Annotated in this window: 19 protein-coding genes and 1 other RNA gene; 8 read left to right on the top strand and 12 right to left on the bottom strand. The window is 69.6% G+C overall.

Features of this window, described 5'->3' with window-relative positions; genetic code table 11:
• Nucleotides 1-24 precede the first annotated feature (24 nt).
• Complete coding sequence (locus NC7_RS16000) at nucleotides 25-1,020, bottom strand: hypothetical protein (RefSeq protein ID WP_067983849.1); 996 nt, start codon at nucleotides 1,018-1,020, stop codon at nucleotides 25-27.
• 221 nt (nucleotides 1,021-1,241) lie between these two features.
• On the opposite strand from NC7_RS16000, the gene NC7_RS16005 reads away from it, so the two are divergent.
• Nucleotides 1,242-1,445 carry a cold-shock protein gene (locus NC7_RS16005; protein WP_019046048.1) on the top strand — a complete coding sequence of 68 codons (204 nt, stop codon included), beginning with the start codon at nucleotides 1,242-1,244 and terminating at the stop codon, nucleotides 1,443-1,445.
• A gap of 59 nt (nucleotides 1,446-1,504) precedes the next feature.
• On the opposite strand, the gene NC7_RS16010 is transcribed toward NC7_RS16005, so the two are convergent.
• The 3 genes from NC7_RS16010 to NC7_RS16020 all read right to left on the bottom strand — a co-directional run bounded on the left by NC7_RS16010 (nucleotide 1,505) and on the right by NC7_RS16020 (nucleotide 7,628).
• A complete protein-coding gene (locus NC7_RS16010) occupies nucleotides 1,505-4,516 on the bottom strand; it encodes a bifunctional [glutamine synthetase] adenylyltransferase/[glutamine synthetase]-adenylyl-L-tyrosine phosphorylase (protein WP_067983851.1) in 3,012 nt (1,003 codons plus the stop codon).
• 59 nt (nucleotides 4,517-4,575) lie between these two features.
• On the bottom strand, nucleotides 4,576-5,916 hold the full coding sequence (glnA, locus tag NC7_RS16015; protein WP_067983852.1) for a type I glutamate--ammonia ligase: 1,341 nt from the start codon (nucleotides 5,914-5,916) through the stop codon (nucleotides 4,576-4,578).
• 113 nt (nucleotides 5,917-6,029) lie between these two features.
• A complete protein-coding gene (locus NC7_RS16020; RefSeq protein WP_067983854.1) occupies nucleotides 6,030-7,628 on the bottom strand; it encodes an alpha/beta hydrolase in 1,599 nt (532 codons plus the stop codon).
• Between the two features lie 143 nt (nucleotides 7,629-7,771).
• Between NC7_RS16020 and panB the strand changes: the two genes are divergently transcribed.
• From panB to NC7_RS16040, 4 genes are all read left to right on the top strand, one after another.
• Complete coding sequence (gene panB / locus NC7_RS16025) at nucleotides 7,772-8,629, top strand: 3-methyl-2-oxobutanoate hydroxymethyltransferase (protein ID WP_067984096.1); 858 nt, start codon at nucleotides 7,772-7,774, stop codon at nucleotides 8,627-8,629.
• 103 nt (nucleotides 8,630-8,732) lie between these two features.
• Nucleotides 8,733-9,167: a hypothetical protein gene (locus NC7_RS16030; protein WP_067983856.1), complete on the top strand. Its 435-nt coding sequence runs from the start codon at nucleotides 8,733-8,735 to the stop codon at nucleotides 9,165-9,167.
• A complete protein-coding gene (pip, locus tag NC7_RS16035) occupies nucleotides 9,167-10,123 on the top strand; it encodes a prolyl aminopeptidase (protein ID WP_067983858.1) in 957 nt (318 codons plus the stop codon). Before NC7_RS16030 ends, pip begins: the two co-directional genes overlap by 1 nt.
• A 9-nt stretch (nucleotides 10,124-10,132) precedes the next feature.
• Nucleotides 10,133-10,984 (top strand): CHAD domain-containing protein, encoded by an 852-nt coding sequence (locus NC7_RS16040; RefSeq protein WP_067983860.1) that lies wholly within the window; start codon nucleotides 10,133-10,135, stop codon nucleotides 10,982-10,984.
• A gap of 395 nt (nucleotides 10,985-11,379) precedes the next feature.
• Here NC7_RS16040 and NC7_RS16045 read toward each other — a convergent pair whose 3' ends face one another.
• Together NC7_RS16045 and NC7_RS16050 are read right to left on the bottom strand one after the other, a co-directional pair.
• Nucleotides 11,380-12,810 (bottom strand): RNB domain-containing ribonuclease, encoded by a 1,431-nt coding sequence (locus tag NC7_RS16045; protein ID WP_067983862.1) that lies wholly within the window; start codon nucleotides 12,808-12,810, stop codon nucleotides 11,380-11,382.
• Between the two features lie 19 nt (nucleotides 12,811-12,829).
• Nucleotides 12,830-13,162 (bottom strand): hypothetical protein, encoded by a 333-nt coding sequence (locus NC7_RS16050; protein ID WP_067642204.1) that lies wholly within the window; start codon nucleotides 13,160-13,162, stop codon nucleotides 12,830-12,832.
• Between the two features lie 394 nt (nucleotides 13,163-13,556).
• Here NC7_RS16050 and NC7_RS16055 point away from each other — a divergent pair, with 394 nt between their 5' ends.
• A complete protein-coding gene (locus NC7_RS16055) occupies nucleotides 13,557-13,922 on the top strand; it encodes a hypothetical protein (protein WP_067983864.1) in 366 nt (121 codons plus the stop codon).
• Nucleotides 13,923-13,982: 60 nt separating this feature from the next.
• On the opposite strand, the gene rnpB is transcribed toward NC7_RS16055, so the two are convergent.
• An RNA gene (gene rnpB / locus NC7_RS16060) (RNase P RNA component class A) lies at nucleotides 13,983-14,391 on the bottom strand.
• A gap of 36 nt (nucleotides 14,392-14,427) precedes the next feature.
• Between rnpB and NC7_RS16065 the strand changes: the two genes are divergently transcribed.
• The gene (locus tag NC7_RS16065; protein WP_067983866.1) at nucleotides 14,428-15,315 is read left to right on the top strand and encodes an alpha/beta hydrolase; all 888 of its coding nucleotides are present in this window, start codon (nucleotides 14,428-14,430) and stop codon (nucleotides 15,313-15,315) included.
• Nucleotides 15,316-15,509: 194 nt separating this feature from the next.
• On the opposite strand, the gene NC7_RS16070 is transcribed toward NC7_RS16065, so the two are convergent.
• The 3 genes from NC7_RS16070 to NC7_RS16080 form a co-directional block, all read right to left on the bottom strand.
• Complete coding sequence (locus NC7_RS16070) at nucleotides 15,510-16,214, bottom strand: S1 family peptidase (protein WP_236573534.1); 705 nt, start codon at nucleotides 16,212-16,214, stop codon at nucleotides 15,510-15,512.
• Nucleotides 16,215-16,312: 98 nt separating this feature from the next.
• Nucleotides 16,313-17,524 carry a bifunctional RNase H/acid phosphatase gene (locus tag NC7_RS16075; protein WP_067983871.1) on the bottom strand — a complete coding sequence of 404 codons (1,212 nt, stop codon included), beginning with the start codon at nucleotides 17,522-17,524 and terminating at the stop codon, nucleotides 16,313-16,315.
• 17 nt (nucleotides 17,525-17,541) lie between these two features.
• Nucleotides 17,542-18,279 (bottom strand): zinc ribbon domain-containing protein, encoded by a 738-nt coding sequence (locus NC7_RS16080; RefSeq protein WP_067983873.1) that lies wholly within the window; start codon nucleotides 18,277-18,279, stop codon nucleotides 17,542-17,544.
• 131 nt (nucleotides 18,280-18,410) lie between these two features.
• On the opposite strand from NC7_RS16080, the gene NC7_RS16085 reads away from it, so the two are divergent.
• Entirely contained in the window at nucleotides 18,411-19,001 is a 591-nt protein-coding gene (locus NC7_RS16085) for a hypothetical protein (RefSeq protein ID WP_067983877.1), read from the top strand.
• 7 nt (nucleotides 19,002-19,008) lie between these two features.
• Here NC7_RS16085 and NC7_RS16090 read toward each other — a convergent pair whose 3' ends face one another.
• Complete coding sequence (locus tag NC7_RS16090; protein ID WP_067983879.1) at nucleotides 19,009-20,124, bottom strand: Nif3-like dinuclear metal center hexameric protein; 1,116 nt, start codon at nucleotides 20,122-20,124, stop codon at nucleotides 19,009-19,011.
• Between the two features lie 80 nt (nucleotides 20,125-20,204).
• Nucleotides 20,205-21,356 carry a pyridoxal phosphate-dependent aminotransferase gene (locus tag NC7_RS16095; RefSeq protein ID WP_067984101.1) on the bottom strand — a complete coding sequence of 384 codons (1,152 nt, stop codon included), beginning with the start codon at nucleotides 21,354-21,356 and terminating at the stop codon, nucleotides 20,205-20,207.
• Between the last annotated feature and the right edge of the window lie 20 nt (nucleotides 21,357-21,376).

Here is a 21,376-nt window from a genome sequence, read left to right on the forward strand (position 1 = left end):
AGGACTGGCGGGTCGACTACCGCGCTACCCCGTTCCGGCCACCGCGGCCCGGAACTCCGCCGAGGCGTAGAACGGCGCGAGCCGCCGCCGCAGCACCGTGTCCAGATAGCCGCGCTCGTCGAGCTTTTCGAGCACCGACGGGCCGAAGCGCAGGGCCTCCTCCATGAGGTCGGCGCGACTCACGCCGAGCTCGGCCAGGAGTTCGGTGAGCGGGGTGTCGCCGTACTTGTCGAAGACGTGGTCGATGCCCTCGTCGAGCAGGGCGTGGAAGTAGTCGGTGTCGCGGAAGGAGCGCCAGAACTCGAAGGCGAGTACGACGATGTCCTCGACGTCGTCGGCCGAGACCACCTCCCGGAAGGTGCCGACGGAGTCGCCCACATGTTTGCGCCAGGTCTCGCGAGCGGTGTCGATGAGCACCTCGTCGGCGTCGTTGCTGTTGCCACGCAACACGAATCGCGCACCGGAACGGGTGATGCGCCCGACGCCGTTCTCGATCACCGGCATCGCGGGCTCGGCCAGCCGCGACAGCGCGCCACGCAGCGACGCGGTCAGCCCGCCACCCGCCACGTGGCGACCGTCGTCGACCGCGGTGACCACCGCGCGCTGCACGGCCTCCACGCAGGCGTCGACGGTGACGGGGCTGTCGAGCACCATGCGCAGCAGCCGGTGGGTCACCTCCATGCCCGCGATCGCGTCGACGAGGTCGTCGAAGTACCGGGTGTCGAGGACCTCGCCGACCTCCATCTCGTCGTTGACGCGATGGTTGTACAGCCGGGCCGCCACTTCGCCGACGAGTTCGGGGATGGCGCCCTCGACGGGGAACTGCACCGCGTACTTGTGCGCGACGGCCTTGATCTGTTCGCGGGTGACCGCCTCGGCCAGGGTCAGCACGTCGGCCTCGGCGAGCGCGCCGTCCACCTCTTCGGTGATCAGTTCGAGGAAACTCGCGGGATCGCGCAGCCGCTGCTTCTCGAAGGCCACGTGCGCGTCGAGTACCCGCATGGCGAGGTCGATGTCCATGCCGCCCAGATTGACATACTTCGCGGCGCCGGGTGGGCGAGGCACGAGGATGCGCGAATCCGCGCCGGAAACGCCCGGCGGATATCGCAGACTCCGCCCACACGGCGTCATCGGACGGCCCGGTGCACGGTTTGCTGACGAGTGTGGCATACTTGGATGTCGAGACTGGGCTGATCGCAAGTGATCGCCATGGCTCACCTACGGAAAAGACTTTCAAAAACATGACTCAAGGCACTGTTAAGTGGTTCAACGGCGAGAAGGGCTTCGGCTTCATCGCCCAAGACGGAGGCGGCCCCGACGTCTTCGTGCATTACTCGGCCATCAGCGGCTCGGGCTTCAAGTCGCTCGACGAGGGCCAGCGCGTGGAGTTCGAGGTCGGCCAGGGCCAGAAGGGCCCCCAGGCTCAGGACGTCCGCGCCATCTGATTTCGGCGTAACGCTGCAGAAGGGCCCCGCACCATCGGTGCGGGGCCCTTCTCGTGTGTCTATACCCCGAAGACCCGCTCGACGACGGACCTGGCCCGGCGCGTGATGCGCAGGTAGTTGTCGAGGAATTCGCTGCCGTCGTCATTGGGCCAGCCCGCCACCCGCGCCACCGCCGACAGCAATCGGCCGGGTCCGGGCAATTGGTCGGTCGGCTTGCCCTTCACCAGCACGAGCGCGTTGCGGGCCGCGGTCGCGGTGAGCCACGACTCCCGCAGCAACGCCACGTCGTCCGGCTCGAGGATGCCCTCGGCCTCGATGACGTCGAGGGACTGCAGGGTCGAGGTGTTGTGCAGGGCGGGCACCTCGTGGGCGTGCCGCAGCTGCAGCAGTTGCACTGTCCACTCGATGTCGGCCAGGCCACCGCGACCGAGTTTGGTGTGGGTGGCGGGGTTGGCGCCGCGCGGCAGCCGCTCGGAATCGACGCGCGCCTTGATCCGGCGGATCTCGCGCACCGCCTCGGGCGACACACCGCCCGCCGGGTAGCGCACCGGATCGATGACGTGCAGGAACCGCACCCCGAGATCCTGGTCACCGGCCACCTGGTGCGCGCGCAGCAGCGCCTGCACCTCCCACGACTGAGCCCACTGGGCGTAATAGGCCTGATAGGCGGCGAGCGTGCGCACCAAGGCACCCTGACGGCCCTCGGGACGCAGACCCGCGTCGACCTGCAGCGGTGGGTCGACACTGGGCGCGCCCAGCAGTCGCTGCACGTTCTCGGCGATCCCGGTCGCCCACTTCACCGCGGTCGTCTCGTCCTCGCCGGGCCGCGGGTCACACACGAACAGCACGTCGGCGTCGGAGCCGTAGCCGAGTTCCTTGCCGCCGAGCCTGCCCATCCCGATCACCGCGATATCAGCGGGTGCCGGAGTACCGCGCTCGGCCTCCGAGGCCCGGATGACCGCGCTGAGCGCCGCCTCGAGCACCGCCACCCACACCGACGACAACGCCGCGCACACCTGCGGCACATCGAGCATGCCGAGCAGATCGGCCGAGGCGACCCTGGCCAGTTCGTGCCTGCGCAACGAACGGGCCGCCGCCACAGCGCGTTTGGGGTCGTCGTAGCGGGCGGCGGCGGTCTGGATGCCGCGTGCCACGTCCTCGGGTTGTGGTCCGAGCAGCTGGGGTCCGCCGGGACCGTCGGCGTACATGCGGATGGTTTCGGGGGCGTTGATGAGCAGATCCGGCAGGTACTCCGAGGAGCCGAGCACGATCATCAGCCGTTGCGCGATGGCGCCTTCGTCGCGCAGTTCGCGCAGGAACCAGATCTGGTCGTCGAGTCCCTCCGACACCCGGCGGTAGGCGAGCAGACCGGCATCGGGATTCGGTGTGTCACCGAGCCATTCGAGCAGTGTCGGCAGCAGCAATGCCTGGATACGACCCTTGCGGGACACGCCACCGGTGAGCGCCTTCAGGTGGCCGAGCGCGTTCTCGGGGGCGGCGTAACCGAGGGCGGCGAGCTGGCGCACGGCGGCGTCGGGGCTCAGCCGGAGCGCGTCGGAATCCATTCGGGCCACCGCGTCGAGCAGCGGACGGTAGAACAGCTTGGCGTGCAGACGGCGCACCCGGACCGCATTGCGGCGGATGTCGGTGTCGAGCACGCCGACCGCGTCCTGACGACCGTCGGGCCTGATGTGGGCGGCGCGCGCCAGCCAGCGCATGCCTTCCTCGTCGTCGGCGGCAGGCAGGGTGTGGGTGCGCTTCAACCGCTGCAACTGCAGACGGTGCTCGAGCAGACGCAGGAATTCGTAGGAGGCGGTGAGGTTGGCGGCGTCGTCGCGGCCGATGTACCCGCCCGCCGCCAGCGCGGTGAGCGCCTCGACGGTATTGGTCACGTGCAGCGAGTCGTCGACTCGCCCGTGCACCAATTGCAGGAGCTGCACGGCGAATTCGACGTCGCGCAGGCTGCCCGCGCCGAGTTTGAGTTCACGTTCGCGCAGGTCGGCGGGCACCAGGTCTTCCACCCGGCGGCGCATGGCCTGCACGTCGGCCACGAAGTCGGGGCGTTCGGAGGCGGCCCACACCATCGGCATGAGCGCGTCGCGGTACTGCTGACCGAGTTCCAGGTCGCCGGTCATCGGGCGGTTCTTCAGCAGCGCCTGGAACTCCCAGGTGCGTGCCCAGCGCTTGTAGTAGGCCAGGTGCGAGTCGAGGGTGCGTACCAACGCGCCCGCCTTGCCCTCGGGGCGCAGTGCCGCGTCGACCTCGAAGAAGGCCGAACTGGCCACACTCATCATCTCCGCGGCCAGCCGGGTCGCGGTGGTGTCGGCGGGCTCGGCGACGAAGACCACGTCCACATCGCTGACGTAATTCAGTTCCCGCGCACCGCATTTGCCCATCGCGATCACCGCGAGACGCACCGGAACCTCGCCGCTCTTGCACACCCGCGCCACCGACACCGACAGGGCGGCGGTGAGCGCGGCGTCGGCCAGATCCGACAGCTGTCTGCCGACCACCTGATAGGGCGGCACCGGTTCGTTCTCGACGGTGGAGGCGAGGTCGAAGGCGGCGAGCAGCATGAGCTGATCGCGATACCTGTCGCGCAGCAACGCGATCGACTCCGGGCCGGAGATGCCCGCGCGGAACAGCATGGGCCCCGCGTTGGGTCCGGTCTCGGGTTTGGCGTCTACGGCGTCGAGCAGGTCGGCGATCAGTTCGTCACGATCCGGAAGACGGTCGGCGCGCAACACCTTCCAGCGCTGCGGCACGGCGACGAGGTGGTCGCCGAACGCCGTCGAGGAACCGAGCAACGCGAACAGCCTGCCGCGCAGGGTGGTTTCCGAGCGGATCGCCGAATCCAGTTCGCCCCAGTCGTTTCCGAGCGCTTCGCGTAGCCGCACGAGCGTGCACAGAGCCAGATCGGCATCGGGGGAACGCGACAGCGCCCAGAGCACGGGCACCCCGTCGACGTTGTCCCAGCCGAGCTGGTGCAGGGAGTCCGCCGCGGTGGGTTCCAGTAACCCGAGCCGACCTACGCCGGGAACAGCGGAGCGGGCAGTCGGTGGCCGAACCATGGTCAAAACTTACATGGTCCGGGCAACAACGGTGTCACGCCGGATCCCCGGCGCCGATTTCACAAGCTCAGGTACTCCTCGAGCTCCCAGGGGGTGACCTGGCTGCGGTAGTCGGCCCACTCGCGGCGCTTGTTGCGCAGGAAGAAGTCGAAGACGTGCTCGCCGAGGGTCTCGGCGACCAACTCGGAGCGTTCCATCGCCTGCAGGGCCTCGTCGAGGGTGCCCGGCAACGAACGGAAGCCCATCGCGCGGCGCTCGGCGTCGGTCAGCGACCACACGTCGTCCTCGGCCTCGGGCGGCAGGTTGTAGCCCTTCTCGATGCCGCGCAGACCGGCCGCGAGCAGCACCGCGAAGGTGAGGTAGGGGTTGCAGGCCGAATCTGGGCTGCGGATCTCGACGCGCCGCGACGAGGACTTGTTCGGTGTGTACATCGGCACGCGAACCAGCGCCGAGCGGTTGGACCGGCCCCAGGACGCGGCCGTGGGAGCCTCGCCGCCGTGGATCAGGCGCTTGTAGGAGTTGACCCACTGGTTGGTGATCGCGCTGATCTCGGGGGCGTGCTCGAGGATGCCCGCGATGAACGAGCGCGCGGTGCCGGAGAGGTTGTTCGGGTCGTCCGGGTCGGCGAAGGCGTTGGACTCGCCCTCGAACAGGCTCATGTGGGTGTGCATGGCCGAGCCGGGGTACTGGGAGAACGGCTTGGGCATGAACGTCGCGCGCACGCCCTCGTCGATCGCCACCTCCTTGATGAGGTAGCGGAAGGTCATCACGTTGTCGGCCATCGATAGCGCGTCGGCGTAGCGTAGGTCGATTTCCTGCTGGCCTGGCGCGCCCTCGTGGTGACTGAACTCCACCGAGATACCCATCGACTCGAGCGCGTCGATGGCGTGGCGGCGGAAGTTGGGCGCCGAGTCGTGCACGGCCTGGTCGAAGAAGCCGCCGTTGTCGGCGGGCGTCGGCCGGTAGCCGTCCTTGAGCTGGTTCTCCAGCAGGAAGAACTCGATCTCGGGGTGCACGTAGCAGCTGAACCCCACGTCGGCGGCCTTGTTGAGTTGACGGCGCAGCACGTGGCGCGGGTCGGCCCACGACGGCGAGCCGTCGGGCATGGTGATGTCGCAGAACATGCGCGCCGAGTGCTGGTGGCCCTTGGAACTGGCCCACGGGAGCACCTGGAAGGTCGACGGATCGGGCCGCGCGACCATGTCCGCCTCGGACACGCGCGCGAAGCCCTCGATGGCCGACCCGTCGAAGCCGATGCCCTCCTCGAAGGCGCCTTCGAGCTCCGCGGGAGCGATGGCGACGGACTTGAGGTAGCCCAGCACGTCGGTGAACCAGAGACGTACGAAGCGGATGTCCCGCTCTTCGAGCGTCCGCAGCACGAATTCCTTCTGGCGATCCATACGGCGAGCGTAGGCACCCGGCGTTAAATCCGTGTTACATACACCGACTCGTTTGCGGCCACGTCACATCGTTCGCACTCCTCACCTGCCCCGACCGGGCGCTGTGCGCGGTTTCACCCGCCACAGGTGAGGCCGGGCGCGGGCGTGGCGAGTTCGGTCAGGTAGGCGATGACGGCGTCGTCGAGGCACCGGTCACCGGCCACGAGGGCCGCGGTGTGCCGGTTGCCGCGGAAGGTGACCAGCGTGGCGCCGAGCTGGTCGGCCAGGTCGACACCGGCCTGATACGGGGTGGCCGGGTCCTCGGTGGTGGAGACGACGACGGTCTTCGCCACGCCGGGGGCCGAGATCCGGTGCGGTTCGCTCGTGCTCGCCACGGGCCAGGAGGCGCACAGTTCCAACGGCGCCGCGTCGGTGCCCTTGCCGTCGTCGAGGAAGGGTGCCGCCCTGCGGTATTCGGCATCCTGGCGGGCGACCACGGCCGGGTCGGTGATGCGCGGGTCGTCGACGCAGCGGATGGCGTTGAACGCGTCCTGGGTATTGGCATAGGTGCCATCGGAGCGGCGGCCGTCGTAGAGGTCGGCCAGTTGCAGCAGGGTGTCGCCCGTGCCGCCGCGCAGTTCGGTGAGGCCACGGGCGAGCAGGGGCCACATCTCGTCGCTGTAGAGGGCCTGCTGGACGCCGGTGATGGCATCGTTGTAGCTCAGTCCGCGCGGGTCGTCGGTGCGGGCCGGGGCGGCCTGCAGCGGGTCGACGAGCTGTCGGAAGCGGGCGACGGCACCGGCGGGGTCGGTGCCGAGTGGGCACTCGGCGTCGGTCGCGCAGTCGGCGGCGAAGGCGTCGAACACACCCTGGAACCCGGCCGCCTGGCGCAGCGACTCCTGCACCGGGTCCTGGGAGGAGTCGACGGCGCCGTCGAGGACCATGGCGCGCACATTCTGCGGGTACTTCTCGGCGTAGGCGGCGCCGAGGCGCGTGCCGTAGGAGTAGCCGAGGTAGCTGAGCTTCGCGTCGCCGAGGGCCGCGCGCACGACGTCCATGTCCTGCACGACCTCGCGGGTGCCGACATGGCCGAGCAGGTCGGTTCCCGAGCGTTCGGCGCAGCGACCGGCGTACTCACGGTTCTCGGCCTCGGCCTCGGCGATGCCGGCGGGAGTGTTGTCGGTGGGCGGTTCGGCGCGCTCGGAGTCGGCCTCGGGCGGGGTCAGGCAGACGATCGCGGGTAGCGAGGAGCCGACGCCGCGCGGATCGAAGCCGATGCGGTCGAATCGTTCGGCCAGCTCGGTGCGGTGCCCGACGGTGACCATCGACAGCCCCGAGACACCCGGACCGCCCGGGTTCATCAACAGCGATCCGATCCTGTCGCCACTGGCCGGGATGCGCGAGAGGGCGATCTGCGCGGTCGGACCGTCGGGCCGGGCGTAATCGATCGGCACGGTGACGCGCGCGCACTGCGTGCTCGGTGGCAGTCGCTCCTCGGGGCTGCCGAACTCCTCGCAGGAACCCCAGTCGACGCGCTGGTCGTAGAAGCTGTTCAGCCCCGGCGGCGACGGCGGCAACGGAGTGGGCGGTGTCGCGCTGTCGCCGCCGGTTCCGCATGCAGTGCCGATCAGCGCGCAGATCGCGCCGAGGACAACGAGCCTGCCTCGCTGCACAGTTGGCCAACCTTTCCGCGCCGGGCGGCGCAACACGACGCACCCGAACGGGCTCGCCATCACGGTAACCGAAGCACGGGTGTGACCGATCCCACCGGCCACACCCTTAAAACGGTTCGGGGCGAGGTGGCACACTGGATGCGTCAGAAAAACCCGGGGACCCGCTACGGGCCTCGAGGAACCAGACGAAAGTAGGGACGATGATGTCCGTATCCGAAGAGCAGAGCCCTGCCTACGGTGCCGCTCCCGACACCACCCCCAAGCCCCGCCGCAAGACCCGTGTCCAGCATCTGCGGCAGATGAAGGCCGAGGGTGAGCGCTGGTCGATGCTGACCGCCTACGACTACTCCTCGGCCCGCCTGTTCGAGGAGGCGGGCATTCCCGTGCTGCTGGTCGGCGATTCCGCCGCCAACGTCGTGTACGGGTACGACACCACGGTGCCGATCACCGTCGACGAGCTGATCCCGCTGGTCCGCGGCGTGGTACGGGGCGCGCCGAACGCGCTCGTCGTGGCCGACCTGCCGTTCGGCACCTACGAATCCTCGCCCCAGCAGGCGCTGGCGACCGCCACCCGCTTCATGAAGGAGGGCGGCGCGCACGCGGTGAAGCTGGAGGGCGGCGAACGGGTCGCCGAGCAGATCGCGCTCATCACGGCCGCGGGCATTCCCGTGATGGCCCACATCGGGTTCACGCCGCAGAGCGTGAACACCCTCGGTGGTTTCCGCGTGCAGGGTCGCGGTGACGGTGCCGAACAGCTCATCGCCGACGCGATCGCCGTGCAGGAGGCCGGTGCCTTCTCCGTCGTGATGGAGATGGTGCCCGCCGAGCTGGCCGGGCAGGTCACCCGTAAGCTCACCATCCCGACCGTCGGCATCGGCGCCGGTGCCGAGTGCGATGCCCAGGTGCTGGTCTGGCAGGACATGGCGGGCTACACCAGCGGCAAGACCGCCAAGTTCGTGAAGCGGTTCGGCAATGTCGGCGACGAATTGCGTTCCGCCGCAGCCGCTTACGCCGACGAGGTGCGTCAGGGCACCTTCCCGGGGCCCGAACACAGCTTCTGACCCCCTCGCACCCGACCCCGCCACCCGGCGGGGTCGGGCAGCGGCGCGGCGGCCGGTGAGGTGGCAGACTCGGAGTCGAAACAGCCGACTCGAAGAGGTACGCATGCATCGCCGATGGAAGACCAGTGCCGGGCTCGTTGTCACCGGTGTTCTCGCCGCCGTGACCCTGACAGCCTGTGGCGGTGCGGAAGTCACACCCAGCGGGTCCGCGACGACCACGACCGCCGGTGCCGCCACCACGACCGAGACGGCGACGCCGAGCACCACCCTCGAGATCAGCGATTCCTCGGCCACCCAGTTGTGCGACATGATCCGGCCGGAGCTGTCGAACTTCCGGGTCCAGGGCCCGACGCTCGGACGGCTGGCGCTCAACACGATGGTGCACGAATGGGCACTGCGCAACGGCGGCATCAACGGGCACGTGCTGGCCGACAAGGCGATGATCGACCGGGTGACCACCAAGGCGTGCGCCGACGTGCGCACCGAGACGCTCACCGCCCTCGACCTGCCCGATCTGGCCTCGGGATTGGCGTTCTGATGCGCGGGCTGTACCCCGAGATCGAACCCTTCGACAAGGGACTCCTCGACGTCGGCGACGGCCAGTCGGTGTACTGGGAGGTCAGCGGCAACCCCGACGGCAAGCCGGTGGTGTTCGTGCACGGCGGTCCCGGCGGCGGCACCGGTCCGCTGCAACGACGCTTCTTCGACCCGGCGGTGTACCGGATCGTGCTGTTCGATCAGCGCGGATGCGGACAGTCGGTGCCGCACATCGCCGATGGCGCGAGCCTCGAGTTCAACACCACGCCGCACCTGATCGCCGACATGGAGGCACTGCGCGAGCACCTCGGGATCGAACGCTGGCAGGTGTTCGGTGGGTCGTGGGGTTCCACCCTGGGCCTGGCCTACGCCCAGGCGCATCCGCAACGGGTCACCGAGCTCGTGCTGCGCGGCATCTTCCTGTTGCGGCGCAAGGAGATCGACTGGTACTACAACGGCGCGGCGGGCAACATCTACCCCGCCGAATGGGCGAAATTCCTGGCACCGGTGCCACCTGAGCAGCACGGGGACGACCTCGTCGAGGTGTATCACCGGCTGCTGCATTCGCCGGATCCGCAGGTCGCGCTCGCGGCCGCGGTCGCCTGGTCGACCTGGGAGGGTGCGACGAGTTCGCTGCTGCCGCACCCGGATCGGGTCGCCGAGACCGGTGAACCACGTTTCGCGCTCGCCTTCGCTCGCATCGAAAACCACTATTTCCGGCACGGCGGATTCCTCGACGAGGGACAGTTGCTGCGTGACATCCATCGGATCGCCGACATCCCCGGAGTGATCGTGCAGGGCCGCCACGACGTGGTGTGCCCGGCGGTGAGCGCCTGGGAACTGCACAACGCGTGGCCGGGTTCGACCCTGCACATCGTCGAGGACGCCGCGCACACCGCGCACGAGCCCGGCATCACCCATCACCTGGTCGAGGCGACCGACCTGTTCGGGAAGTGAGGCGCAACCATGACGACCGAGGCCGGACCCGCCGTCGTCGCGGCGTTGCGCGAGGACATCGACCGGCTGCTGGCCGCCGAACCCGAGGTGCGCGCCGACGCCGAGGACTCGGTGCATCAGATGCGGGTGGCCACGCGGCGGTTGCGCAGCGTGTTGCGTTCCTACCGAAAGCTTTTCGACAGTGAGGCCGCCGCCGAGACGGTGACGGAGCTGAAGTGGCTCGCGGAACTGCTCGGGGTGGCGCGCGACGCGGAGGTCCGCGGCGAGCGGTTCGAGAAACTGCTCGACGGCTTCGGCGAGGTGCCCGCCGAGGTGACCCACCGCCTGGTCGGCTCCGCCCGCGACGCCTACGCCCAGGCTCACGCGCAAATCCTCACCGCCCTCGACGGCAAGCGGTACGCGGCTCTGCGCGAGGTCCTCACCGCCTGGCGCACCGATCCCCCGCTCAACGATTCCCTCGCCGGTGACGACGCGGACGAGGTGTTCGGCCGGGTGCTGCGCCGCGACCGCAAACGGCTGCGCGAACTGGTCTTCGCCGAGCCGACCGCGACCCCCGCCGACCGAGTGGAGCTGCTGCACGACATCCGCAAGGGCGCCAAGCGTTTACGCTATTCCTGCGAAGCGGCGGGCGATGTCCTCGGCACCGACGCCACCGACCTCGGCACCCACGCCAAACGCCTGCAATCGGTCCTCGGCGACCACCGCGACGCCGTAGAATCCCGCGAGGCGATCATGGCGGCCGCGGCCGATGCCACCGACGCCACCGTCTACGAACTCCTCGCCGACACCGAGGAGGCCGCGGCCGGTCGGGCGATCGCGGGCTATCCCTCGGCCGCGGCGTTCATCTCGTCGGTCGAATGATCGCCTGACCCCACCACATCAGGCAGGGCCGCCCGTGCGCGGTCGAGCAGTTGCCAGCCATCGACGCGGGCCCCCGCCGCCACGCCGTCGGCCAACGCGGGTCCGATCAACGCCCGGACCACGCCCGGCCGGTTCAGATTGAGATAGGCCGTGTCGCTGAGAGGCAGACGCCGCCACCGTGGAGGTAGGGTCCGCCGACGAGTCGATCGGGACCGTCGGCGAACACGATGCGCCAGCACCCTCGGATGCCCTCCGGCCACACCGTGAGCGTCTCCCGGCATTCGCGGTAGGCCCCGTCGTCGCCGACGGTGTGGCGATGGGTCAGACTCCATCGAAAAACCTTGTCCGCGAGTACGAGTCGCCTGCTGCGGCGACGCCTCATGGGGGCTCCGCGGTCAGTGGGCGGGGTAGGCGAACTGGATTGTTCTCGTCGTGCTGTCAGCCTCGACGAGACGCACGCGCACGCGGTCGCCCTCCGGTGGTTTGCCCGCGCAGCGCGCCAGGATCGGGGGTTCGGCGACGAAGATCTCCGCGTCGCGGGAGCCATTGGCCTCGCGCAGGACAAGGGCGTCGAAGTCGGTGCCGACGCGGGGGGCGAGGACGGTGGCTTCGGTGAGGTCGACGCACGCGCGGTCGACCTTGTTGGCGACCGAATCGGTGCGGCGCAGGGTTTCCGCGGCGGGGGCGAGGCCGTCGAGCACCCACCGTGGTACCTCGGTGCCCGCGCAGTGGGCCAGGCAGATCTCGGTGGTGAAGCGGTCGGCCAGGCGACGCAGCGGGGCGGTGACGTGGGCGTAGGGGGCGCCGATGGCGCTGTGGGTCAACTGGTCGGGGGTCGGGTCGTCGAGGTCGGCGAGCAGGGTGTACCCGGCGCCGCGCAGCAGGGTCGTGGCCTCCGACATCAGAACCAGCCCGGCCGGGGTGTTGGGGTCGAGACCCGCCAGCATGCGACCGACCGTGAGGTCGGCGGGCCAGTCGACACCGAGAGCGGCGGCGGTGCGGCGCATCGACTCGACCGCGCTGTCGGCCGGTGGGGGCATCGTGCGCAGCAGGCCCACCCGGCTTGTCTTGTGGTCGAGCATGATTCGGGCCGCGCACATCCCGGTGAGCAGGGAGATCTGTTCGTTCCAGTCGTCGGCGGCGGTGCGCGGTTCCAGGTCGAGGCGCCAGTTGTCGCCGTGGCGAACCACGTCCTGGGCGGGCAGGCGCAACGAGATCGCGCCGCGCTCGAGTCCGGCCTCGATCCGCAGCCGCCCGAACTCGGGCAGCGCGGCCAGCGAGGGGTGCAACGTCCCGGCGTCGGCGGCGGCCTGGACCTGCTGGTAGTCGAAACGTTCCCGGGAGCGCACCAGGGCACGCTCGACCGAAAAACGCAGCGGCGCGGCGGCATCGTCGAGCTCGATGGTCCACAGCGCGACCGGCCGGTCCACGCCGGGCAGCAGGCTGGCGGTCCCTTCCGACAGCACGGGCGGATGCAGCGGCACAGTGCCGTCGGGGAGATAGAAGGTCTGGCCGCGGGATTCGGATTCGCGGGCGAGGGCACCGCCGGGCACGATCACCGCGCCGAGATCGGCGATGGCGTAGTGCAGGGTGAAACCGGTCGCGGTGCGTTCGAGATGCAGCGCCTGGTCCAGATCCATGGCGCTGGGCGGGTCGATGGTCACCAACTCGAGGTCGGTGCGGTCCACCCGGGTGCCCGCGAACGCGTCGACCGCGTCGCGGGCCTCGGAGACGGCCTCGGACGGATAGTCCGAGGCCAGCCCGAATTCGGAACGGATGGCGCCGAAATCGACCGGCGCCGAGACGATCCGCTGATGGAGTTCCATCCTGGCAGCGTAGCGACTTCTACTGCAGTGCGAGCATGGTGCCGTTGAGCTGATCGAACGGGCCGTACACGGTGAAGGTGACCCGGCCACCCGGCACCGACGACGACACGGCCGCGGCCGCGTCGAGCGCCTGACCGAACGAGGCCGCCGACGGATGCGGCAGACCGGCGACGGTCCGGCCGAACTTGTTCTGGTGTACCCAGGCGGTATCGGCCGGGCTGAGATCCACCTGGACCCCGCCGGGCAGCGGGGTCACCGCGACCGCGCTCGCCGAACCCGCACCCATCGAGGTGAGCACCGCGGCGGCTCCGGCGATCAAGGCACCGGCGACAATGGAACGAACTACCCGCATGGAAATGTGACCTGCTTCCGCGATCGATGTGTTGAGCCCGCACGACGGGCCCTGCCGACGGGCAACACTCTATGACCTCGCTCACGTTCCCGACGAGTTCCCGCGCATATTCACCGCCCCGTCGCGCGCCTCGCACGAATTGTTACTGTGGCGGCGGCACACCCGGCACAAGCCGGAAAGTGTTGCACCCACGTCGATAAATGGGAGTTCCGAGCGTATGTCGTCGCTGATTTACGATTACCTGTTGCCGATCCTCGGGCCTGACCAGGCCACCTACTGGGCCCAGGTGCTGATGATCAACCCGGCCTGACTCACCGCAGAGCACGTCGACCTGTCGCCTCCCGTTAACCTGACGGGAGGCGGCTTGTTTCCTGGACCGCTAGCATCCCGCTGCGTGAGTAGAACTACCGCCGCCCTCGCGGCAGGCACCGCAGCCTTCGCCCTGCTTCTGACCGGTTGCGGCGAGGACTCGTCCACCGCCGCCGCCCCCGCAACCACCACCACACCGGCCGTTCAGGTCGATCCCGGCAAGGCGGGCATGTTCGTGGTGAGCTATCGCAACGCCTTCCCGAAGCTGGCCGCGGGCCGTGACGACCTGGCGGTGAGCGGGGTGCTCAACCAGACGTGCTCCGACATCAAGGCGGGCAAGGCCGAGGCCGACACCATCGCCGGAATCGTCAAGAGCTCGACCAACGGCTCCGTTTCGGCCACCGAGCAGGAAGCGCGCGCGGTCTACGACATGGCCAAGCTGATGTGCTGAGTCCCCCGGACAGACGAGGCGGCGGTCCCGTGTGGGACCGCCGCCTTCGTCGTTCCCGGGCGGACGAGTCGGCCTGTAAGCCGGATCCTGTCCCCGGCTCGCGCCGGGGGGCGACCATCCATCTGGACACACCGTCGCCGGGTGCCTCGAGCAGTCCACCCGCAGGCTCGGGCGAGCAGCCCTCGAACACCTGCGCAGTCGCACCGTCGCCGGTGCGACCTTCGACCTTGCTCCGGGCGGGGTTTACCTAGCCGCCCCGGTCACCCGGGGCGCTGGTGCGCTCTTACCGCACCGTTTCACCCTTACCGCACGCTGGCGTGCGGCGGTTTGTTTTCTGTGGCACTGTCCCGCGGGTCGCCCCGGGTTGCCGTTAACAACCGCCCTGCTCTGTGGAGTCCGGACTTTCCTCGGTGGTGGGCGGCGGCACCAGCGTGCCCGTTCCCGTCACCGCGGTCGCCCGGCCGACTCGTCCGCTCCGCCATGGTACTCGGTACGGTAATCAGTCATGGAACGTGTCGACGTCAGTTTCCCCTCGGGTGACCAGCAATGCGCCGCATGGCTCTATCTCCCCGATGGTGCGCCGAGGCCGCGTCCGCTGGTGATCATGGGACACGGGCTGGGGGCGACTCGCGAGATGGGGTTGGATCGGTACGCGCGACGCTTCGTCGCGGCGGGAATGGGGGTGCTGGCCTTCGACTACCGACATTTCGGTGCCAGTGAGGGTGCCCCGCGCCAGGTGCTCAACATCGCCAGGCAGCGCCAGGACTGGAAGGCCGCGATCGCCTACGCGCGCAGCATCCGCGGCTTCGACGCCACCCGGATCGCCCTGTGGGGCACATCCTTCGGTGGTGGGCATGTGCTCTCCGTCGCTCCAGACGACGACTATCTGGCGGCCGTGGTCGCCCAGGTGCCCTTCACCAGTGGCTGGGCGTCGGCGCGGGCCAAGGGACCGATCAGCCTCACCAAGGTGGCGACCGTCGCCATGACCGATCTGCTGTTCGGACCGTTGCGCCGCAAGCCGATTCGCATCCGTCTGGCAGGCCGCAAACGCGCCGCCGCCCTGATGAGTGCCTCCGATGTGCCCGAGGGCTTCGGCAGGCTCGCCGAGGAGAGCCCCACCTACGATCCCAAAGTCGGTGCGCGCGTGGCTTTCTCCACCCTGTTCGACTCCCCCGGTCGACGCGCCAAGTCGCTGAAGGTCCCGGTGCTGTACACGATCGCCGAGAACGATTCCGTCGCTCCGTCCGGCCCCACCCGCAAGGCCGCCGCCCGCACCAAACACGCGGTGGTCAAGGAATACCCGGTCGGCCACTTCGACGTGTACTTCGACGACGTCTTCGAACAGGTCGTGCGCGACCAGACCGACTTCCTGGTGTCGATCCTGCGCCCCTGATCAGGCGATCGAGGTGCGGCGAAGGCCCGCGGCGGTGAAGGCGGTCATGCCGCCTTCGGCGCACCGGCCGACGTGACCCTGTCGGAGCTGGCCATCGAGTTCTTCCACCCGGTCGACGACGTCACCGTCGCCGTCATGAAACAGGGCGCAGCATCGTGATGATGCTGCGCCCCTACTGGTTTCGCGGAACCGAATCAGATGGGCTGGAAGCCCGCGCCGACGCCGCCCGCGCGGTTCACCACGTCCAGGATCACCTGGATGGGCTGGAAGTAGGCGGGCGAGTGGATCGGGTTGGCGCCGTTGGTGCACGGCACGTCGAAGTCCACCGGGCCGAGGCCGGTGAGCCTGCCCTGGTTCATGCCGACGAGCTGGTCGCCGACCACGACCGGGCCGCCGGAATCGCCCGGCTGCGAGCAGTACTGGTTGATCGAGTTGCCCTCGAGCTCACCCCACACCACACCGCAGCTGCGGCCGCTGGTCCGCCCGTCGGAGCACACGGTGGAGCCCGGCGCGGGCGCGGGGCCGAGGCCCGCCACGGTGGTCTGCCCGATCGTGCGCGTTGGCACCACCTTGGACGCATCCAGTTGCAGCACAGCGAAATCCAGGTAGTCGCCGTCGTCGGAGAAGGCGACGGTACCGATCACACCCGCGTGCAGCGCCTGCTCCGCGCCGACCTTGGCACCGGTCGACGCGCAGTGCCCGGCGGTGAGACCGACCAGCCGACCCGCGTTGTCGTGGCCGATGGCCGTGAGCGAGCAGCCGGAATTGTTGTCGAAGACGATGCCCGAACCGGCACCGAGCACCACGCTCGGATCAGCCGACACGCTGCCGACACCGGCAGACGTGGTGAGCGCCCCCGCGATGGCCGCCGCGAACGCCGCCATCCGTAGAAACTTCATCAAGTACCTTTCTCGACGTCCGCGACCGGCTATGCGTCGATGTGACGCGCATCGCGAACCCGGGCGACCGTACCGCGCCCGGGTGACACGGGGCCAGCTCAGAGATAGGAGGTGTCGTTGACCAGGCGCACCGAAGCGCCACCGTCGGGATAGAACTCGGCGATACACAGCGACGCCAGGTCCAGGTGCAACCGATACAGCAGCGAGGGGCCGACCCCGAGCGCGAGCTGCAGCAAGGTCTTGATCGGGGTGACATGACTGACCACGACGACGTTCTCGCCGGGGTACAGCGCGACCAGGTCGCGGCGCACGCTCTCGATCCGTTCGCGCACCTGGTCGAAGCTCTCGCCGCCCGGCGCGGGGATCGACGGGTCGCCGAGCCAGTCGGCGTGCAGCGCCGGATCACGCTGTGCCGCTTCGGCGAAGGTGAGTCCTTCCCAGTCGCCGAAGTCGGTCTCGATGAGCCCGTCGAGGACGCGCAGGGGTACGTCGAGTGCGGTGGCGGCGGCTTCGGCGGTGGACCGGGCGCGTTGTAGCGGTGAGCTCACGACGGCGGCGATATCACCTTTGGCGGCAAGCATTTTCGCGGCGCGATCGGCTTGTTCGCGGCCCAGCTCGGTGAGGGGCGGGTTGCCGCGACCGGAGTAGCGGCGTCGCACCGACAGCTCGGTTTGGCCGTGGCGCAACAAGAGCAGGCGCGTGGGTCGGCCGATGGCACCTGTCCAGCCCGGGGACTTGCCACCGGCCGGGGTCACGGTCACACCCGAAGTAGTCGATGCTTCGTCGCTCCTGGCGACGACGCTTGGCTCCACGTCGGCGGCAGCCCGTTCATCCGCCTCGCCGAGGGCGACCTGATCACCCGGCGTGTAGCCCGCGGCGAGGGATTCGCGGACAGTGCCGACGAGCGCGCCGTCGTCCATCGCCTCGTTCGCCAGCCGGTCGGCGTGGGAGTTCTCGGCGCGCGGAATCCAGGTGAAACTCACCCGGTCGAAACCGGCGACCAGCCGACGTGCCTGTTCGGCGAGCGGAATCATGGAGGCGTGCTTGATCTTCCAGCGGCCCGACATCTGTTCGACGACGAGCTTGGAGTCCATGCGCACCGTCACCACCCGCGCACCGAGTTCGGCCGCGGCTTCCAAACCCGCGATCAGCCCACGGTATTCGGCCACATTGTTGGTGGCGACGCCGACGTATTCCTTGCGTTCGGCCAGCACCCGCACGTGGTCGTCGGCGAAGACGACCGCGCCGTAACCGGCCGGGCCGGGATTGCCGCGTGAGCCGCCGTCGGCCTCGACGATCACCTCACGCACACCAACCGGCCCAGCGGTCACAGCCCGGATTCCTTGGTGCGCACCATGATCGCGCCGCACTCGGGACAGCGGACGACCGATTCGGGCGCGGCCTTGGCGATGCGCTGCATCTCACCCCGGTCGATCTCGATGCGGCACGCGCCGCAGCGACGGGCCTGCAGCAGGGCGGCACCGACACCGTTGGCGGCGCGCTGTTTGTCGTAGACGCCGAGCAGTTCGTCGGGGAACTGCCCGATCAGCGCCGCGCGGTCGTTCTCGCAACGGCGCTGGGCCACTTCCAGATCGGCCATCGCCTCGTCGCGCAGGCGTTCGGCATCGGCCAGGTCCTGGTCGGCCTTGCTGAGCCGGGCACCCGCGTGGTCGTGGTCGGCCGACATGGCCTCGCGCTGCTCCATCACGGTGAGCAACTCGTCCTCGAGCACCGAGCGGCGCCGTTCCAGGCTGCTCAGTTCGTGCTGGATCTCGGACAGCTGCTTGGCGGCGACGGAACCCGAGGTGAGCATGGCGCGGTCGCGGTCCTCGCGCTTGCGCACCGCCTCGACCTCACCCTCGAGTTTGCGGATGTCGCGATCCAGGTCGTCGATGCCGATCTCGACCGCGACCGCGGCGTCCTTGTAACCGTTGCGCTCGGTCGCCAGCCGCGCGACCTCCTGCTGCTCGGGCAGCGCGGTGCGCCGGTGCGCGATCCGCGTCAGCTCGGCATCGACAGCGGCGAGCTGCAACAGCTTGGACTGGACCGACGGTTCGACATTCAACGGGCACGAACTCCTGAACACGGTGGACGGATGGATCGATCAACCGTACCGCGCCCCGCGACGCGAAGACGCCATGACCCGGATCCGCGAGAGGGCGGAACCGAACGGGGGCGTGGCGCGTCCAACAGATCGTGAACCCACCCGAAACCGTGACCCTGCCGCTGAGCGGATACGTCGTCGATCCGTACATGGAGTCCGACCGGCTCCAGCTGACGGTGGACGGGCTCCTGCCGCCGGTGTGTATCCGCCACGGCGATCCCGCTGTCAGACCGAAGCGCGCCTTCCTCCGGTTCTGGGGCAGACCGGGCGCCTACCGGCCGGAGGGGTCGGGCCGGGTGCTGTGGGAGAGCGTCAAGTCGGTCCTCGCACCGCCGTGGGTGACCTATGTGAGCGAACCGTTCGCCGTCGTGAGCGCCAGCTGGCCCGAATGCGTTCGATGCGGTGAGCGCAACAACGCCAAGTACAAGCGGATGATCATCTACTTCGGCATCGCCCTCGTCCCGCTGCTGGTCGGCATCGCGTGGATGACGATCCATGCCTCGGCGTTCGCGTTCCTCACCTGTGTGATCTCCGCGCTGGTGATCTTTCCGCTCGCGTTGTTCGCTTGGCCCGCGGTGTTCGCGAAGGACGAGCGGTACCTCGAGGCGGAGCTGGCGCCGGACGGGAGCCGATTGACCCTGCGGGCGCACCCGAACTTCGTGGCCGCCTGGGGCCGGCGCTGACCAGGCGTCAGCCGGTGACCGTCCACGGGTCGGTGCGCAGGGTGGACACCCGGGTGGTGAGGCCGGGCAGCGCGCGGGTGACGACGGATTCGGCCTGGGCGCACCAGGGGAATTCGGTGGCCCAGTGGGCGGCGTCCACGAGGGCGGGGCCGCCTCGGCGCAGGTGTTCGTCGACCGGGTGGTGACGCAGGTCGGAGGTGAGGTAGGCATCGACACCCGCGCGGATCGCGGCGCCGAGGTAGGAGTCGCCCGCGCCGCCGCAGACGGCCACGCGCTCGATGACACGGTCGGGGTCACCGGCGGCCCGCACGCCCCAGACTGTGCGCGGCAGGCCATTGCCCACTCGTTCGGTGAACTCGCGCAGGGTCTCGGGTTCGGCGAGTTCACCGATGCGGCCGATGCCGAGGGATGAGGGCAGGGGCGCACATTCGGTGACGTGGTAGGCCGGTTCCTCGTACGGATGGGCGGCGCGCAGGGCCGCCAACACCGCTCGGCGCGCCGACGGCGCCGCGACGACCTCGACCGCGTCCTCGGTGACGGTCTCGACGGTGCCGATCGCGCCGATGGCCGGGTTCGCGCCGTCGACCGGTAGGAACTGGCCGGTGCCTGCGGTGTACCAGGCCGCCTCGCGGTAGTCACCGAGCGCCCCCGCACCGGCCGCGAACAGCGCCGACATCAGGGCGGCGGTGTGCGTCTGCGGCACCTGGACGACCCATTTGTCCATCGAGGCAACGGGTTTGGGGTCGAGCGGGCCGGTGACGGTGAGACCGACGGCGGCGGCGAGCGCGTCGGAGACACCGGGGTCGGCGGAATCGGCGTTGGTGTGCGCCGAGAACAGGGCGCAGTCCGCACGGATGAGCCGGTGCAGCAGAGCGCCTTTCGGTGTATCCGCGGCGACGCTGTCGACACCGCGCAACAGCAGCGGGTGGTGCACGACCAGCGCCTGCGCGCCCCACGCGATCGCCTCGTCCACGACGGCGGCGGTGGCGTCGACGGCGAACAGCACCTTCGAAACCTGTTGTGCCGGATCACCACACACCAGGCCGACCGAATCCCACGATTCGGCCAGCTTCGGAGGGTACGCCGCGTCGAGTACCCCGATCAGTTCGGCCAGGTCGGTCACCGCCGCCTCCTTCGCTCCGCTGGAAAATGCTCGATCATGCCAGGTTCGAGACTTGGCGCGGGCACCCGCGGGGATCGGCATCACCACAGCGCGGCTCGCAACCCGTCGATCAATTGCTCCACCTCGTCGCGACCGCGCACGGCGAGGCGCAGGTGGTCGGGGCCGAGCCCGGGAAAGGTGTCGGCGCGGCGAACCGCGATACCACGGTCGGTGAGGTGCTTGCGGACCAGCGCGCCGTCGGTCACGTGCAGCAGCAGGAACGGCCCGGTCGCCGGGGTGTGCACGTCGATGCCGAGGGCGGTGAGGCGATCGATCATCGCGTCGCGGTCGGTGGCGATGCGGTCGGCGAGGCGACGGGACGCGGCGACGGCCGCCGGTTCGGCGGTGGCACGGATCGCCTCGAGTTGCAGGGTGCCCAGCGGCCAGTGCGGGCGTCCGCTGGACAGCCGCGCCAGGACCTGAGGGTCACCGAGGACATAGCCGCAGCGCAGCCCGGCGAGCGCCCAGGTCTTGGTCAGGCTGCGCAGCACCAGGATGTCCGGGGCGGCCAGTCCGGCCAGTGATTCGGGCTCACCATCGATGACGCCGACAGCGGCAGCCCGGCCTTCCCGAGCCGACGCCGGGAGACCTCCCGGGGCGGGCAGCACACCACCATCCGCGCCGCGCTTACCGATCGGGGGTTGCGTGTTCGGCGAGACAGCGAGAGCACGGAGGTGGGCGACCGCGTCGGCGAAAGCTTCGTCGACGACGACTATGCGGCCCGGGCGACGCAGCTGCTGAATGGTCTCGGCGGGGTGCAAGATCGAGGTGGGGTTGGTGGGGTTACCGAGGACTACGAGGTCTGCTTCTTCCGGCACCGCGTCGGGGTCGAGGGTGTACGGGCGGTCGAGGATCACCCGGGCCACCGGGACGCCCGCCTCACGCAGGGCCAGTTCCGGCTCGGTGAAGGACGGGTGGACGACGGCGGCCAGTCGCGGTCGCAGGCGGGGCAGCATCGCGAAGCCCTCGGCGGCGCCGCCGAGCAGCAGGACCTCGTCGGGCGCGCGGCCGTGGCGGGCGGCGACGGCGGCGCGGGTGGCCAGTTCCTCGTCGGCGTCGGGGTAGCGGCCGAGGTCGGTGAGGCGGGCGGCGAGCCGATCGCGCAGCCAGGCGGGCGGGGCGACGCCCTGCACGTTCACCGCGAAATCGAGCATGCCCGGGCGCGCTTCCACGTCGCCGTGGTGGCGCAGCATCGCGGGGTCGACCGAGTCCT

Source organism: Nocardia caishijiensis NBRC 108228 (assembly GCF_001612825.1).
Taxonomy (GTDB): domain Bacteria; phylum Actinomycetota; class Actinomycetes; order Mycobacteriales; family Mycobacteriaceae; genus Nocardia; species Nocardia caishijiensis.